Consider the following 14,745-nt stretch of genomic DNA (forward strand, 5'->3'; position numbering starts at 1 on the left):
GCACAGCACGTTCCCCGCGGCGAGGGTGCCGGCCCCAGTGGACTACAGGCCCTCGACGCGGCAGCTAAGAAGAAGCAGCCCGTTGCGCATGATGGCCCCAGCGTAACCCAGCGCCGCGCGCCCCCGAAGTGATCCGGGCAACCGTTCCACTCCTTGAGACACCGATCGGTCCCGTCAAAGCCGGTGACAACCGGTCACCGAGGCCTCACCCTGGGCGACATGACTGCAGCAGCACCGATCTGCACGATCGTCCCGCCGTACGTCCTGGACCGCCTCGCCGAGGCCGGTCACGAGCCCGCCGCCCACTCCCTGGCCCTCGACGCCGCGCACCGCACGGCCCGGCTCTCCCCCGCCCCGCCGGTGGCCGCCGTCCCGCCGGTCGCCGCCACCCCGGGCCTGGACCGGGTGGTCTACGACGCCGGCCACGGCCAGCGGCTGCCCGGCCGCAGCGTGCGCGGCGAGGGCGCGCCCGCGTCCTCCGACCGCTCCGTCAACCAGGCCTACGACGGCCTCGGCGCGACCTTCGCGCTCTACGCGGACGTCTTCGGCCGCCACTCGATCGACGACCGGAACCTGCGGCTGGACGCCAGCGTCCACTACGGCCGCAACTACGACAACGCCTTCTGGAACGGCCACCAGATGGTGTTCGGCGACGGCGACAACGTGGTGTTCGGCGACTTCACCGCCTGCGTCGACGTCATCGGCCACGAACTCACCCACGGCGTCACCCAGTTCACCGCCGGGCTGGACTACCAGGACCAGCCCGGCGCGCTCAACGAGTCGGTCTCCGACGTCTTCGGCTCACTGGTCAAGCAGTACGCGCTGCGCCAGGGCGCCGCCGACGCCGACTGGCTGATCGGCGCCGGGCTGCTCGCCCCGGGCGTCCAGGGCGTGGCGCTGCGCTCGATGAAGGCGCCCGGCACCGCCTACGACGACCCGCAGCTCGGCAAGGACCCGCAGCCCGCGCACATGCGGGACTACGTGAACACCACCCGGGACAACGGCGGGGTGCACATCAACTCCGGCATCCCCAACCACGCGTTCTACCTGCTGGCCACCGCGCTCGGCGGCTCGTCCTGGGAGCGCGCGGGGCGGATCTGGTACGACGCCCTGACCGGGGGCGCGCTGCCCGCCGACGCCGACTTCACCGCCTTCGCCCGGGCCACCGTGGCCGCCGCCGGGGCCCGCTACCCCGACGACCGGTCGGTCGCGGACACCGTCACGGCGTCCTGGGCCCAGGTCGGGATCAGCCCGACCTGACCTCCGGCGCCGGTCCGGGGCGGCGGGGGCGCGCCTGAAGGGTGGTTGAGACCGGGTTGAGGCGGGCTTAAGGTCACGGTCCGGGAAAAGCCCGGCAAACCCCCTCCCTGCATAGCACCATGGACACCATGCGCATCCAGGTGACCCGGACCGGCGGCTTCGCGGGGATCGTCCGCCAGGCGGAGATCGACACCGCCGACCGCACGGACGCCCCGCACGTGCACGCACTCGCCCGCGAGGCCGTCGCGGGCGGGCTGCGCGCGCCCTCGTACGGGGTGCCGGACGGCTTCCACTACGAGATCACCGTCGACGGCCGGTCGGTGTACTGCGCCGACCCGAAGCTCACCGACTCGCAGCGGGAGCTGATCTCCCTGGTGCTGCGCGAGGGCGCCTAGCACCCGGCGCGAGGGCGCTCAGCACCAGGGAGACCGGGGTCAGAGCCAGCCGTCGAGCGCGGCCAGGAAGCCGACCGGGTCGTCCCGGTGGACGGTGTGGCCCGTGCCGGGGACGGTGCGCACCTCGAAGCCCCGGGCGCGCAGCGCCTCGGCGCTCGCCGCGTCCACCAGCAGGCTGCGGTCGGCCAGCACCACCAGCGAGGGCACCGCCGGCCGGGCCGGCAGGTCCGAGCCGCGTTCGGCCATGGCCTGCGCCGAGTCCGGGTCCCAGGCGGCCACTGCGGCGAGTTCGGCGTCCACGTCGGCCGGTTCCCACTTGGGGCTGAGCTCGACGACCTGCTCCCGGGTGAGGTGCCTCAGCTCCGCCATCACCCGCGGGTCCATCCCGGACTGGGCGAACCGCCAGGCCGGGTCGACGTACACCGCGCGGGCCGGCTTGAGCCGCTCGACCGCGTCGGCCAGCGCGATGCCGCCCAGCGAGTGGCCGATCGCCAGCTCCGGCCCGGCCGGCACGGTCTCCAGCAGGTCCTCGGCGTACGCCTCCAGCGGGTAGCGCTCCAGCGGGCTCGCGCCGGTGCCGCGCGGGCTGGCGCCGTGCCCGCGCAGGTCGACGGCGACCACCCGGTAGCCCCGCTCGGCCAGCGCCGGGCCGACCAGCCGCCAGGTGCGGTGGTCGGACATGATGCCGTGCACCAGCACGGCCAGCCGGTCCCCGCTGCCCCACTCCCGGGTGTGCAACTTCATCGCGGTGTTCCCCTTCTGACGTCGCGTACGGCCGGGCCACGGCGAAGGCCCGCCCGGACGCACAACGTCCGGACGGGCCCCAGGCCTCCCGGCGGCGCGGACTACCGCGCCCCGGGCTCGGATTCCGGGCTCAGAAGCCCAGCTTGCGCAGCTGCTTGGGGTCGCGCTGCCAGTCCTTGGCGACCTTGACGTGCAGGTCCAGGTAGACCGGCGTGCCGAGCAGCGCCTCGATGTGCTTGCGGGCGGTGGTGCCGACGTGCTTGAGCCGCGAGCCCTTGGCGCCGATCACGATCGCCTTCTGGCTCTGCCGCTCGATGTAGACGTTGGCGTGGATGTCCAGCAGCGGGCGGTCCGCCGGGCGGCCCTCGCGCGGCAGCATCTCCTCGACCACCACGGCCAGCGAGTGCGGGAGTTCGTCGCGCACGCCCTCCAGCGCGGCCTCGCGGATCAGCTCGGCGACCATGATCTGCTCGGGCTCGTCGGTGAGGTCGCCCTCCGGGTAGAGCTGGTCGCCCTCCGGCAGCAGCTTGGTGAGCAGGTCGGCGACCAGCTCCACCTGCTTGTCGCCCACCGCGGAGACCGGGATGATCTCGGCCCACTCGAAGCCCAGCTCGACGCCGAGCTGCTGGATCGCGATGAGCTGTTCGGCCAGGCGCTTGGAGTCGACCAGGTCGGTCTTGGTGACGATGGCGACCTTCGGGGTCTTCTTGATCCCGGCGATCTCCTTGGCGATGAACTTGTCGCCGGGACCGATCTTCTGGTCGGCGGGCAGGCAGAAGCCGATCACGTCGACCTCGGCCCAGGTGGTGCGGACCAGGTCGTTGAGGCGCTCGCCGAGCAGGGTGCGCGGCTTGTGCAGACCGGGGGTGTCGACCAGCACGAGCTGGGCGTCCGGGCGGTGCACGATGCCGCGCACGGTGTGCCGGGTGGTCTGCGGGCGGTCGGAGGTGATCGCGACCTTCGTCCCCACCAGGGCGTTGGTCAGGGTCGACTTGCCCGCGTTGGGCCGGCCGACGAAGCACGCGAACCCGGAGCGGTACGAGGAGGAAGGGGCATTCATGGGCTCCATTCTCCCTGATCACCGGAGCCCCGCTGTCCGGGCCCACCCCCGACGCCGCCCGGGGGCGCGCTCAGCCCTTCTTCCCGCCCTTCCCGCCGGTGCCGTCGGTGGGGATCAGCGAGACCACCACCAGCACCAGCAGGAAGCCGAGCGAGCCGAACAGCCAGACCTCCGACCCGGTCTCCTGCCACTTGCCCAGCCCCATCACGAACAGCAGCAGCCCGGCGAAGAACGCCACCGCCCCCATGCCCCCAGCCCCCTCACCGAGTCCACTCCCCCGGTGAGATTATCCGCCGCCGGACCTGGCCGGGACCGTGCCGGGCGGTACCGCCGCCGAGGGCCGCCCCGGGCCCCGGCCGGGCCCCGGGCAGCCACGACGCCGGCCCCTCGCCGGCCCGGTACCGAGCCCCGGCACCAGCCCTCGCCGGGGACGGTCTCAGCGGGCCTCGGCGGACACCCGCAGCGTCCCGTCCGGCCCGGCCAGCAGCACCGGCGTCCCGGCCCCGCCCAGGTCCCGCACGGCCGCCAGGTCAGCCTCGGCCGGCTGCTGCGCCTCGCTCACCACGGCCGCCGCCTCCAGCGACCGGGCGCCGCTGGCCACCGCCATCGCCACCGCCGTCTGCAGGGCGCTCAGCCGCAGCGACTCCAGCGCGACCGTCCCGGCCACGTAGGTGCGTCCGGTCTCGTCACGCACCGCGGCCCCCTCGGCGACGCCGTTGCGGGCGCGGGCCGAGCGGGCCAGGGTGATGATCTTCTTGTCTTCGGGGTCGAGCTCGACGATGTCACTCATGCCGCCGAGCATAGGCACCCGGCGCCGGTCAGTGGCCGACCGGGTGGGTCCGCCCCGGGTTCGGCCTGAGGACCTTGACGAAGGTCTTCGGCCCGGTCGGCAGAGGCTCCTCCTGCTCGACGCGCTCGCGCCAGAACGGGTTGTCGTGCGGCAGGTGGCTGCTCACCCGGCCGTACATCCCGAAGGTCGTCAGGACGATCCCGAAGACGAACGCGAACAGCACGTTCGACATCCGGAAGTTGAGGATGTTCGCGTCCGGCCGCCCGAGCACCGTCAGCCCGTAGAAGCCGGACAGGACGAACAGCACGCCCGCCGCCATGTTGAGGTTGGACGCGAAGTTCCCGCCGATCACCGCCCCCAGCACCAGGATCGCGCCCACCACGATGGACAGGATGCTCAGCGCCCCGTTGGTCGACAGCCCGGCGATCCGGTCACCGTGGGTGGCCAGGAAGCCGGGGTGGTCGGCCAGCCCCAGGCATCCGAACACGATCAGGAAGATCCCCCCCAGCCCCGCTCCGATCCGCCACACCAGGGCGAGTCGGCGGTCGACGGGCTTCAGCGAGTCTTGCAGCTTCATGGCGGCCTCCAGAGCCCGGCCGTGGTCCGGCCGGGCCTAGCTGTAGGGATGGAGCTTCTCCATGTGCGGCGTCTCGTGCATGTAGAGCGAGCCGCACTGCTGGCAGCAGCGCAGCCCGGTGCCCCACTCCTGCTCGGGCCGCGTCTCGGCGTCGTCGGACACCGTCCGGCCGCAGAGCGCCGCCGACAGGTCCTCGTCCCGCACCACGTGCCAGGACTTGACTCCGCCGGCCGCCCCCTGCGGGCCGTACTCCGCGCGAAGTTTGTGCGTCATGCCCTCCATGGTCGCTCGGCGACCGCCCACCCGCTACTCGCCCGCCGGGACCCCGGCCCCGTCGGTGCCCCGGACGGGGGCGGCGACCATGGAGCCGATCCGGTTGCGGCGGCCGGCCGAGGACTCGGCGGTCAGCAGGATGCCGGTCAGACCGCCGTCGACCGGCTCGGGCAGCGGGATCTCGCAGGACGATCCGGGGATCGGCACCCGGCCCAGGTGCTTGGCCAGCAGGCCGCCGACGGTCTCGACGTCCTCGTCCTCCAGCTCGATGCCGAACAGCTCGCCCAGGTCCTCCACCAGCAGCCGGGCGGTGATCCGGTACGAGCCGTCGCCGAGGTCCTCCACCGGGGCGATCTCCCGGTCGTACTCGTCGGTGATCTCGCCGACGATCTCCTCCAGGATGTCCTCGATGGTGACCAGGCCGGCCGTGCCGCCGTACTCGTCGATCACGATCGCCACGTGCGAACGGCGCTGCTGCATCTCGCGCAGCAGGTCGCCGGCCGGCTTGGAGTCCGGGACGAAGACGGCCGGGCGCATCACCGCGCCGACCTCCTCGGACTCCGCCTCCCGGTTGATGTGGGTGCGCCGCACCAGGTCCTTGAGGTAGACGATGCCGACCACGTCGTCCTCGCTGTCGCCCACCACCGGGATCCGCGAGAAGCCCGAGCGCAGCGCCAGGGTGAGCGCCTGCCGGACGGTCTTGTGCCGCTCGATCATCACCAGGTCGGTGCGCGGCACCATCACCTCGCGCACGATGGTGTCGCCCAGCTCGAAGACCGAGTGCACCATCCGGCGCTCCTCGTCCTCGATCAGGTCGTCCTTCTCGGCGAGGTCCACCAGGGACCGCAGCTCCGCCTCGGAGGCGAACGGGCCCTCCCGGTAGCCCTTGCCCGGGGTCAGCGCGTTGCCGAGCAGGATCAGCAGCCGCGGGATCGGGCCCAGCACCGCCGCCAGCGGCAGCAGCACGAAGGAGGCCGCGGTCGCGGTGGTGAGCGGGTGCTGGCGCCCGATCGTGCGCGGCGAGACCCCCACCGCGACGAAGGACACCAGCACCATCACGCCGAACGCCAGCAGCACGGCCTGCCAGGTCGGGCTGACGTTGCGCACGCAGACCACGGTGACCAGGACGGCCGCCGCCATCTCGCTGGCCACCCGGATCAGGGTGGCCAGGTTGAGGTAGCGGATCGGGTCGGAGGCGACGGTCAGCAGCCGCGCGGAACCGCGCCGGCCGCTGCGCACCGCCTCCTCCGCCCGGAACCGGGAGACCCGGGAGATGCCCGCCTCGGCGCACGCGGCCAGCCAGCCGAGCACGACGAGCAGCACGGCACCGAGGATGAAGCTCGTACTCTCACCACTCACAGGGGTTCGGGCTCCGCGCTCAGTGGGTGGTGGGGGCCGGGGAGATGCCGCCGAGGCCGCGGCCCGCCCGCCAGTCGTCCAGGATGCGCTTCTGGAGGGCGAACATCTCCTCCTCTTCCTCCGGCTCCTCGTGGTCGTAGCCGAGGACGTGCAGCACGCCGTGCACGGTGAGCAGTTGCAGCTCCTCGTCCATCGAGTGCTTGGAGGGGGCCGCCTTGCCCTGCTGCTCGGCGACCTCGGGGCAGAGCACGATGTCGCCGAGCAGGCCCTGCGGCAGCTCCTCGCCCTCCTTGCCGGGCCGCAGCTCGTCCATCGGGAAGGACATCACGTCCGTGGGCCCGGGGAGGTCCATCCACTGGATGTGCAGCTCCTCCATCGCCGCACCGTCCACCAGGATCACGGACAGTTCGGACTGCGGGTGGATCCGCATCTTGTCCAGGGCGAAGCGGGCGACGTCGAGGATGGCTTCCTCGTCGGCGTCCCAACCGGACTCGTTGGCGATGTCGATCGACATGACGGGCTGTGTGCTCAGCTTTCGGTGCGATGGGACTGTCGGGGTGCGCGGGGCGCGGTGGCCTTGCCGGTGCGCCGCTGGGCGGGCTTGCGGGCCGCCGGTGCGGCGTCCTCGGCCTCCTGGCGGGCGTCCCAGCGCTCGTAGGCGTCCACGATCCGGCCGACCAGTTTGTGGCGGACCACGTCGGTGCTGGTGAGGACGGAGAAGTGGATGTCGGGCACGTCGGCCAGGATCTCCTGGACGACCTTGAGGCCGCTGCGGGTGCCGCCCGGGAGGTCGATCTGGCTGGTGTCGCCGGTGACCACCACCCGGGAGTTGAACCCGAGGCGGGTGAGGAACATCTTCATCTGCTCGGGCGAGGTGTTCTGGGCCTCGTCGAGGATGATGAAGGCGTCGTTGAGGGTGCGGCCGCGCATGTACGCGAGCGGGGCGACCTCGATGGTGCCGGCCGCCATCAGGCGCGGGATGGAGTCCGGGTCCATCATGTCGTGCAGCGCGTCGTACAGCGGGCGCAGGTACGGGTCGATCTTCTCGTAGAGGGTGCCGGGCAGGAAGCCCAGCCGCTCCCCCGCCTCGACCGCCGGACGGGTCAGGATGATCCGGTTGACCTCCTTGGCCTGGAGGGCCTGGACGGCCTTGGCCATCGCCAGGTAGGTCTTGCCGGTGCCGGCCGGGCCGAGGCCGAAGACGATCGTGTGCTTGTCGATCGCCTCGACGTAGCGCTGCTGGTTGAGGGTCTTCGGGCGGATCGTGCGGCCCCGGTTGGACAGGATGTTCGCGGTGAACACCTGGGAGGGCGCCGGGCTGTCCGGGTCCTGCTCCTGGCTGCGGAGCATGGCGATGGAGCGCTCCACGGAGTCCTCCGTCAGGGGCTGGCCGGTGCGCAGCACCAGCATCATCTCGTTCAGGAGCCGCTGGACGAGGGCGACCTCGGCCCGGGCCCCGGTGGCGGTCACCTCGTTGCCGCGCACGTGGATGTCGGCGGCGGGGAAGCCCCGCTCGATCACGCGCAGCAGCGAGTCCGCGGTGCCGAGCAGGGTGACCATCGGGTGCTTCTCGGGGATGACGATCCGGGTGCTGACGCGGCCGTCGTCGGCCGGTTCGGGGCGCGGCTGTCCGTTGGTACGGGTCTGCGATGTGTCACTCATAGGTCGGCGCTGGGGCCTGCCTCATCCCATCCGTGGTGTCGGGTGCCGCTCGGTGTCTCCGGGGCACCAGGGTACGCCGCGACCGTGATCGCCGTGGCGGGCGGCGGGGCCGCACCCGACGATGCTGCGGCAGTTCGCGGGCCGACGCGAACCCTTTTTCGGGCTGTTCACGACCTTCACAGCGCTCGCGGCGCGCCCGGTCTTCCCGCCCCCGGCGCCGGAGGCGCTCGCGGCGGCCGCGGCGGTGGCGGCCGTCACGACGGGCGGCGGGCCGGGACGGGCACCCGGTCGAGGTCGGCGGCCAGCACCAGCTCCCCGTCGAAGTGCTTGCGGGCGTCGGCCAGGTGCTGGCCGAGGTCCGGGTAGCGCTGGGAGAAGTGGGTCAGCACCAGGGTGCGCACCCCGGCCTCGGCGGCGGCCTTGGCCGCCTGCCCCGCGGTGAGGTGGCCGTGCTCCTCGGCGAGCCGGGCGTCGGCGTCGGTGAAGGTCGCCTCGACGACCAGCAGGTCGGCGCCCTCGGCGAGCTCGTGCACGCCCTCGCACAGCCGGGTGTCCATCACGAAGGCGAACTTCTGGCCCGGCCGCGGCTCGCTAACCTCGCCCAGGGTGACGGTGCGGCCGTCCACCTCGATCGCGCCCTCGTGCTGGAGGCGGCCCACCGCCGGGCCGCGCACGCCGGACGCGGCGAGCCGCTCCGGCACCAGTCGGCGGCCGTCCGGCTCGGACAGCCGGTAGCCGAAGGACTCCACCGGGTGGTCCAGCCGGACGGCGTCCAGCGCGAAGCGGGCGCCGGGCGCGGGCAGCGGCCCGGCCTCGTCGATCGGCCGGGGCCGCAGCACGGCCGTCTCGTGGTAGGCGGTGGAGTGCCGCAGCCGCTCGAAGTAGACCTCGCCGGAGGCCGGGAAGTAGACGTCGACCGGGTGCGGGACCCGGTCCAGGTTGATCCGCTGGATCACCCCGGCGAGGCCCAGGCAGTGGTCCCCGTGGAAGTGGGTGACCGCGATCCTGGTGATCTGGGTGGCGGTGACCCCGGCGTGCAGCATCTGGCGCTGGGTGCCCTCGCCGGGGTCGAACAGCAGGCCCTCGCCGTCCCAGCGCAGCAGGTAGCCGTTGTGGTTGCGGTTCCGGGTGGGCACCTGGCTGGCGGTGCCGAGGACGACGAGTTCGCGCTGGGACACCCGCGGTCAGACCATGCGCTCGGTCATCGGCTTGCCGCCGAGCACGTGGACGTGCGCGTGGAAGACGGTCTGCCCGGCGCCCGCACCCGTGTTGAAGATCAGCCGGTAGTCCTCGATGCCCTCGTCCCTGGCCACCGCGCCCGCCTCGGCGAGCAGTTCGCCGGCGGTCTCCGGCTCGGCGGCGGCCAGCGCGGCCGCGTTCGGGTAGTGGACGTGCGGGATCACCAGCACGTGCACGGGCGCCTTGGGGGCGATGTCGCGGAAGGCGAGGATGCGCTCGGTCTTGCGCACCACGGTCGCCGGGATCTCGCCCGCCACGATCTTGCAGAACAGGCAGTCGGGCTGCGGCTCGCCGGCCATGGCTCTCTCCTCGGGATCGGTACGTCGGGTGGTGGGGCGGTACGGGCGCAGCCTAGCCGAGCCGGGCCACGGCCTGCTGGTACTCCTGGAGGTGCTTCCAGCGCACCGCGCGCATGCCGACGACGTCGCCGTCGTCGGTGTCGAAGTCCTCGGCGAGGAAGGCGACCGCGAGGATGACGAAGCCGAGCAGCCAGCGCCTGGTGAGCCGCCAGGTGTTCGGCCGCATCACGCCCTTGCGGCGCACCACCCGCATCGCCATGATCCCCTTGCCCACGCTGAAGCCGGTCAGCCGGGCGAGCACCACCTGGTTGAGGAAGGACGTGCCGAGGCCGACCACCAGCAGCGCCACGAAGTAGGGCACCACCGGCCCGCCGCTCTGCACCGCGTGGCCGGCCATGTGCCGGGTCTTCGGACGGCTGGCGGCGTTGGCGGCGACGAACCCGAGGCCGACCGCGAACAGCCAGTCCAGCACGATCGCCAGGAACCGCCGGCCGCCGCCCGCCTCCTTGGGGCACGGCGGCAGCGCCGCCCGCCGCGGCTGCCCGGGCCGCGGGTGCGGGTTCGGGTACGGCTGGGCGTACCCCTGCGGCGGCTGGGCCTGCGGCGGCGGGTAGCCGCCCTGCGGCGGGTACGGCTGCGCCGGCGGGTAGCCCTGCGGCTGTGCCGGCGGGTAGCCCTGCGCCTGCGCCGGCGGGTAGCCCTGCGCCTGCGCCGGCGGGTAGCCCTGCGCCTGCGCCGGCGGATAGGGCTGCGGCTGCTGTGCGTAAGGATTCTGGCCGTACTGCGGCGGCGGGTAGCCCTGCGCCATGTGGTTCCCCCGTGAGCTGTGGATCAAGAGCAGCCCCGCATCCTACCCACGCCCCGGGCTCCGGAGCAGGAGGTCGGACGGGCCGACTTCCCGCTCCGGAGCACCCCCGGCCGACCGGTCAGAGCCAGGGCAGCGGTGGCGCCGTGCGGGCCGGGGTCTCGGCCAGCCCCGCCAGGGCGATCCGGACGCCCTCGGCCAGCTGCGGGTCCTCGCCGGCCGCCCAGTGGTGCGGGGCGAACGGCACCTCGACGTCCGGGTCGACCCCGTGGTTCTCCAGGCCCCAGCCGTAGTTCTCCAGCCAGAGCGCGTACTTGGGCTGGGTGACCAGGGTGCCGTCGACCAGCCGGTAGCGGCTGTCGATGCCGATCACCCCGCCCCAGGTGCGGGTGCCGACCACCGGGCCGATCCCGAGCGCCTGGACGGCGGCGTTGACCACGTCGCCGTCCGAGCCGGTGAACTCGTCGGCGAGCGCGACCACCGGCCCGCGCGGGGCGTCCGCCGGGTAGGGCACCGGGTGGTCGGTGTCCCGGATGACGTCCCAGCCGATGATCCGGCGGGCCAGCTTCTCGATCACCAGCTGCGAGGTGTGGCCGCCGCGGTTCCCCCGGACGTCGACGACCAGGCCCTCCCTGGCCATCTCGGTGCTCAGGTCGCGGTGCAGCTGCGCCCAGCCGGCCGTCTGCATGTCGGGCAGGTGGAGGTAGCCCAGCCGCCCGCCGGACAGTTCGCGCACCGCGGCCCGCCGCCCGGCCACCCAGTCGTGGTAGCGCAGCGCCTCCTCGTCGGCGAGCGGGACGACCACCGGGTGGCGCCGGTCGGTGCCGTCCTTCCCGGCCACGGTCAGCTCGACCGGCTGCCCGGCGGTGCCGGCCAGCAGCGGGGCCGGCCCGGTGACCGGGTCCACCGGGCGGCCGTTGACGGCGAGCAGCGCGTCGCCCGGGCGGATCGCGGCGCCGGGCGCGGCCAGCGGCGAGCGGGCCCTGGGGTCGGAGGACTCCCCGGGCAGGATCCGCCCGATCCGCCACCGCTCGCCGTCCCGGACCAGGTCGGCGCCGAGCAGGCCCTGGCGCCGGGCGGGCTCGGTGTACCGGCCGTACGGCATCACGTAGGCGTGCGAGGTGCCGAGTTCGCCGTGCACCTCCCAGAGCAGGTCGACCAGTTCGTCGTGCGAGCCGACCCGCTCGACCAGCGGCCGGTAGCGCTCCAGCACCCCGTCCCAGTCGACGCCGGAGAGGTCGGGGCGCCAGAAGTTGTCCCGCATCAGCCGGCCGTTCTCGGCGTACATCTGCCGCCACTCGGCGGCCGGGTCGACGGTCACCCGCAGCCGGGCGAGGTCGACGGCGGTCTCCTCGTCGTCGCTGCCCTTGTGGTCGGCCGGGACGACCCGCAGCTCGCCCTCGTCCAGCACGGCCACCCGGGTGCCGTCCGCGCTGACCGCGAAGTCGTCCAGGCCGTGCACCAGCTGCTCGACCCGGCGCTTCCTCAGGTCGAAGCGCTCCAGCACCGGGCGGGGCCGCTCGTCGTCCAGGGAGGCGGCCCCGTCGCCGAGTTCGCCGGTCAGCGGGGCCCTGGTCCAGAGCACGCCGTCCTTGGCGGCGGCCAGTTCCTCGAAGCGGCCGCCCTCGACCGGGAAGGGGACGATCCGGTCGGCGATGCCGTCCAGGTCCACCCTGGTCACCGGCGCGGCGCCGGCCGCCGCCTCCTCGCCGTCCGCCTTCCCGGCCTTCGGCTCGTCCTCCTCCCCGCCGAGCGGGCGCCCGGCCCGCTGCGGCCCGAACGGGGACGGCGTGTCGGCGGCCAGCGTGACCAGGTAGGGGCGGCAGCCGTTCGGGAAGGACAGGTCGAAGACGTGCGCGTCGTAGACCGGGTCGAAGTTGCGCACCGACAGGAAGGCCAGGTAGCGGCCGTCCGCGGTGAAGGAGGGCGAGGTGTCCACGAAGCGCGGCTGGGTGACCTCGCCGACCGTCCGGGTGGCCAGGTTGGCCAGCACGATCTGGCGCAGCGAGTGCGGCCCCATCCCGCGCACCGGGCGCGACCAGGCCAGCCAGGCCGAGTCCGGGCTGAAGACCGGCCCGCCGGGCTCGCCGTCGGCGCTGCGGTCCAGCTCGTGCACGGCGCCGTCGGCCAGCGTGACCAGCAGCAGCCGGCCGTCGTGCACGCCGAGCGCGGCCTGCTTGCCGTCCGGGGAGACCACCAGCGAGTTGACCCGGCCCAGCTGCCCCGCGGCGAGCCGGCGGCGCTCCTCGCCGTGCAGGTCGGGGGCGAACTCCAGGGCGTCCTCGCCCTCGGCGTCGGTCACCCACAGCACGCCCTGGGCGCCGTCCTCGCCCGGCACCACCCGGACCAGGCGCCCGCGCACGCCCGGGGTCTCGTCCAGCACCCGGGCCGGGCCCTCGCGGTGGGTCAGCCAGTGCACGCTGCCGCGCACCACCACGGCGCTGCCCCGGCCGGTGCGGTCGGGGGCGACGGACTCCAGCCAGTGCGCGGCCGGCACCGGGCGGGGACGGCGCCCGGCCCGGGGGCCGGCCAGCCGGACGTCCAGCCGGCGCGGCTCGGCGCCCTCCAGGTCGTCCAGCAGCCACAGGTCGCCGGCCCGGTGGAAGACCACCCGGATGCCGTCGGTGGTGGCGTTCCGGGCGTAGAAGCCGTCGGGGTCGGTGGTGTGGCGGCGCAGGTCGGTGCCGTCCGGGCGGCTGGACCACAGCTCGCCGACGCCCTCGTGGTCGGAGAGGAAGGCGATGCGCTCCCCGGCCCAGAGCGGCGAGTCCAGCTGCCCGTCCAGCTCCGCGTGGACGCGGACGAACTCGTCCCGGCCGAGCCACAGCTTGCCGGCCCGCCCGCCCCGGTACCGCTTCCACCAGGCCGGGTCACGGCCGTTGACGCTGGCCAGCAGCACCCTCCCCCGGCCTTCGGCCGGGGGGACCCCCATGCCGCCCGGCTCGAAGGCGAGCCCGCCGACCGGCCCGTACGGCAGCCGCAGCGGCTCGCCGCCGTCCAGCGGCACGGCGTGCGCCCAGGTGCGGCGGAAGCCGGACTCGCCGGCGGCGGTGGCCGCGATCGGGCGGCCGTCGTCGGTCCAGCCGAGCACCCGGGTCTGGTGGCTGCCCCAGTGGGTGAGCCGGCGCGACGGACCGCCGTCCACCGGCACCACGTGCACCTCCGGAGCGCCGTCCCGGGTGGAGGTGAAGGCGAGGTGCCGCCCGTCCGGGGAGAACCTCGGGTGGTGGACCGGCAGGTGGTCCGCCGTCAGCCGCCAGGCCCGGCCGCCGTCCAGCGGGGCGAGCCAGAGGTCGTCCTCGGCGACGAAGGCGACCAGGTCGCCGTGCAGGTGGGGATGGCGCAGGTAGGCGCCGGCCGGGGTGCTCAGGGAGTCCGTCACCCGGCCAGCCTAGGCAGCCGCGCGTACGGTCCGCGCCGTTTTCGGCAGACTCCCGGCGCCGCCCGCGGACGGCCGTGACGCGCTCGCGCCGGGCGCCGTCCCGGGCGCCCCGAGCGCCCTCCGGGCGCCGTCAGGACCAGCGGCCGCTGCGCCCGAGCAGCAGTGCGCCGGCGGCCACCCCGGCGGTGGAGGTGCGCAGCACCGAGGGGCCCAGCCGGTACGGCTCGGCGCCCGCCTCGGCGAAGGCGGCCAGCTCCTCCGGGGAGACCCCGCCCTCGGGGCCGACCACCAGGACGATGTCCCCGGTCTCCGGCAGCCCGGCGTGCGCCAGCGGCTCGGCGCCCTCCTCGTGCAGCACGGCGGCGAACGCGGCCTGCGCCAGGACGGGGGTCAGCTGCCGGGTGGTCATGACGTCCCGGACCAAGGGGAAGCGCAGCCGGCGGGACTGCTTGCCCGCCTCCCGGGCGGTGGCCCGCCACTTGGCGAGGGCCTTGCCGCCGCGCTCGCCCTTCCACTGGGTGATGCAGCGCGAGGCGGACCACGGGATCACCACGTCCACGCCGACCTCGGTCATGGTCTCCACGGCCAGTTCGCCGCGGTCGCCCTTGGGCAGCGCCTGGACCACGACGATCCGCGGCGCGGGCTCCGGCTCCCGGCGCACGGCGGCGACCGCCACGTCGATCTCGTCCTTGCCGAGCACCTCGGCGACCGTGCCGTCCACGCCGAGCCCCAGCCCGTCGGCCAGGGTCACCGCCTCGCCCGGCTGCAGCCGCTTGACCGCGGCCGCGTGGCGCCCCTCCGGGCCGTCCAGGCGCACCACGGCCCCGGGCACGGCGGCGGCGATCCGCTCGGTCTCGACGAAGAAGACGGGCGCGGTCATGGCGGGGACCTTTCCAGGAG

The 14,745-nt window shown here is 74.1% G+C and carries 16 protein-coding genes; 2 read left to right on the forward strand and 14 right to left on the reverse strand.

All coding sequences use genetic code 11. The annotated features are described in order from the left end of the window. The first annotated feature begins 219 nt into the window (after positions 1 to 219). Positions 220 to 1,260 carry a M4 family metallopeptidase gene (locus tag ACIQI7_RS11595; protein ID WP_401107747.1) on the forward strand — a complete coding sequence of 347 codons (1,041 nt, stop codon included), beginning with the start codon at positions 220 to 222 and terminating at the stop codon, positions 1,258 to 1,260. A gap of 128 nt (positions 1,261 to 1,388) precedes the next feature. Further along, positions 1,389 to 1,655: a protealysin inhibitor emfourin gene (locus ACIQI7_RS11600; protein WP_401107750.1), complete on the forward strand. Its 267-nt coding sequence runs from the start codon at positions 1,389 to 1,391 to the stop codon at positions 1,653 to 1,655. Between the two features lie 39 nt (positions 1,656 to 1,694). On the opposite strand, the gene ACIQI7_RS11605 is transcribed toward ACIQI7_RS11600, so the two are convergent. From ACIQI7_RS11605 to ACIQI7_RS11670, 14 genes are all read right to left on the reverse strand, one after another. Then, a complete protein-coding gene (locus ACIQI7_RS11605; RefSeq protein WP_401107752.1) occupies positions 1,695 to 2,399 on the reverse strand; it encodes an alpha/beta fold hydrolase in 705 nt (234 codons plus the stop codon). A gap of 130 nt (positions 2,400 to 2,529) precedes the next feature. Beyond that, positions 2,530 to 3,459 (reverse strand): GTPase Era, encoded by a 930-nt coding sequence (gene era / locus ACIQI7_RS11610; protein ID WP_030290771.1) that lies wholly within the window; start codon positions 3,457 to 3,459, stop codon positions 2,530 to 2,532. A gap of 70 nt (positions 3,460 to 3,529) precedes the next feature. Next, positions 3,530 to 3,706, reverse strand: a complete 177-nt coding sequence (locus ACIQI7_RS11615; protein WP_401107755.1) for a hypothetical protein — start codon at positions 3,704 to 3,706, stop codon at positions 3,530 to 3,532. Between the two features lie 189 nt (positions 3,707 to 3,895). After that, complete coding sequence (locus ACIQI7_RS11620) at positions 3,896 to 4,249, reverse strand: cytidine deaminase (RefSeq protein WP_387748314.1); 354 nt, start codon at positions 4,247 to 4,249, stop codon at positions 3,896 to 3,898. A gap of 28 nt (positions 4,250 to 4,277) precedes the next feature. Further along, the gene (locus ACIQI7_RS11625; protein WP_387748312.1) at positions 4,278 to 4,826 is read right to left on the reverse strand and encodes a DUF4383 domain-containing protein; all 549 of its coding nucleotides are present in this window, start codon (positions 4,824 to 4,826) and stop codon (positions 4,278 to 4,280) included. A 36-nt stretch (positions 4,827 to 4,862) separates the two neighbouring features. Then, complete coding sequence (locus ACIQI7_RS11630; protein ID WP_401107759.1) at positions 4,863 to 5,099, reverse strand: hypothetical protein; 237 nt, start codon at positions 5,097 to 5,099, stop codon at positions 4,863 to 4,865. A 33-nt stretch (positions 5,100 to 5,132) separates the two neighbouring features. Beyond that, a complete protein-coding gene (locus ACIQI7_RS11635; protein ID WP_387748308.1) occupies positions 5,133 to 6,458 on the reverse strand; it encodes a hemolysin family protein in 1,326 nt (441 codons plus the stop codon). 19 nt (positions 6,459 to 6,477) lie between these two features. Next, positions 6,478 to 6,972: an rRNA maturation RNase YbeY gene (gene ybeY / locus ACIQI7_RS11640; RefSeq protein WP_030061268.1), complete on the reverse strand. Its 495-nt coding sequence runs from the start codon at positions 6,970 to 6,972 to the stop codon at positions 6,478 to 6,480. Between the two features lie 14 nt (positions 6,973 to 6,986). After that, positions 6,987 to 8,018 (reverse strand): PhoH family protein, encoded by a 1,032-nt coding sequence (locus ACIQI7_RS11645; protein WP_387749256.1) that lies wholly within the window; start codon positions 8,016 to 8,018, stop codon positions 6,987 to 6,989. A 356-nt stretch (positions 8,019 to 8,374) separates the two neighbouring features. After that, positions 8,375 to 9,298, reverse strand: a complete 924-nt coding sequence (locus ACIQI7_RS11650; RefSeq protein WP_401107761.1) for a ribonuclease Z — start codon at positions 9,296 to 9,298, stop codon at positions 8,375 to 8,377. Positions 9,299 to 9,304: 6 nt separating this feature from the next. Further along, entirely contained in the window at positions 9,305 to 9,658 is a 354-nt protein-coding gene (locus ACIQI7_RS11655) for a histidine triad nucleotide-binding protein (RefSeq protein ID WP_387748304.1), read from the reverse strand. 52 nt (positions 9,659 to 9,710) lie between these two features. Next, positions 9,711 to 10,466, reverse strand: a complete 756-nt coding sequence (locus ACIQI7_RS11660) for an RDD family protein (RefSeq protein ID WP_401107764.1) — start codon at positions 10,464 to 10,466, stop codon at positions 9,711 to 9,713. A gap of 118 nt (positions 10,467 to 10,584) precedes the next feature. After that, the gene (locus tag ACIQI7_RS11665; RefSeq protein WP_401107767.1) at positions 10,585 to 13,845 is read right to left on the reverse strand and encodes a PDZ domain-containing protein; all 3,261 of its coding nucleotides are present in this window, start codon (positions 13,843 to 13,845) and stop codon (positions 10,585 to 10,587) included. Positions 13,846 to 13,975: 130 nt separating this feature from the next. Continuing rightward, positions 13,976 to 14,725, reverse strand: coding sequence for a 16S rRNA (uracil(1498)-N(3))-methyltransferase (locus ACIQI7_RS11670; protein WP_401107769.1), 750 nt, complete (start codon positions 14,723 to 14,725; stop codon positions 13,976 to 13,978). Positions 14,726 to 14,745 lie beyond the last annotated feature (20 nt).

This window comes from Kitasatospora sp. NPDC092039 (assembly GCF_044756065.1).
Taxonomy (GTDB): Bacteria; Actinomycetota; Actinomycetes; order Streptomycetales; family Streptomycetaceae; genus Kitasatospora.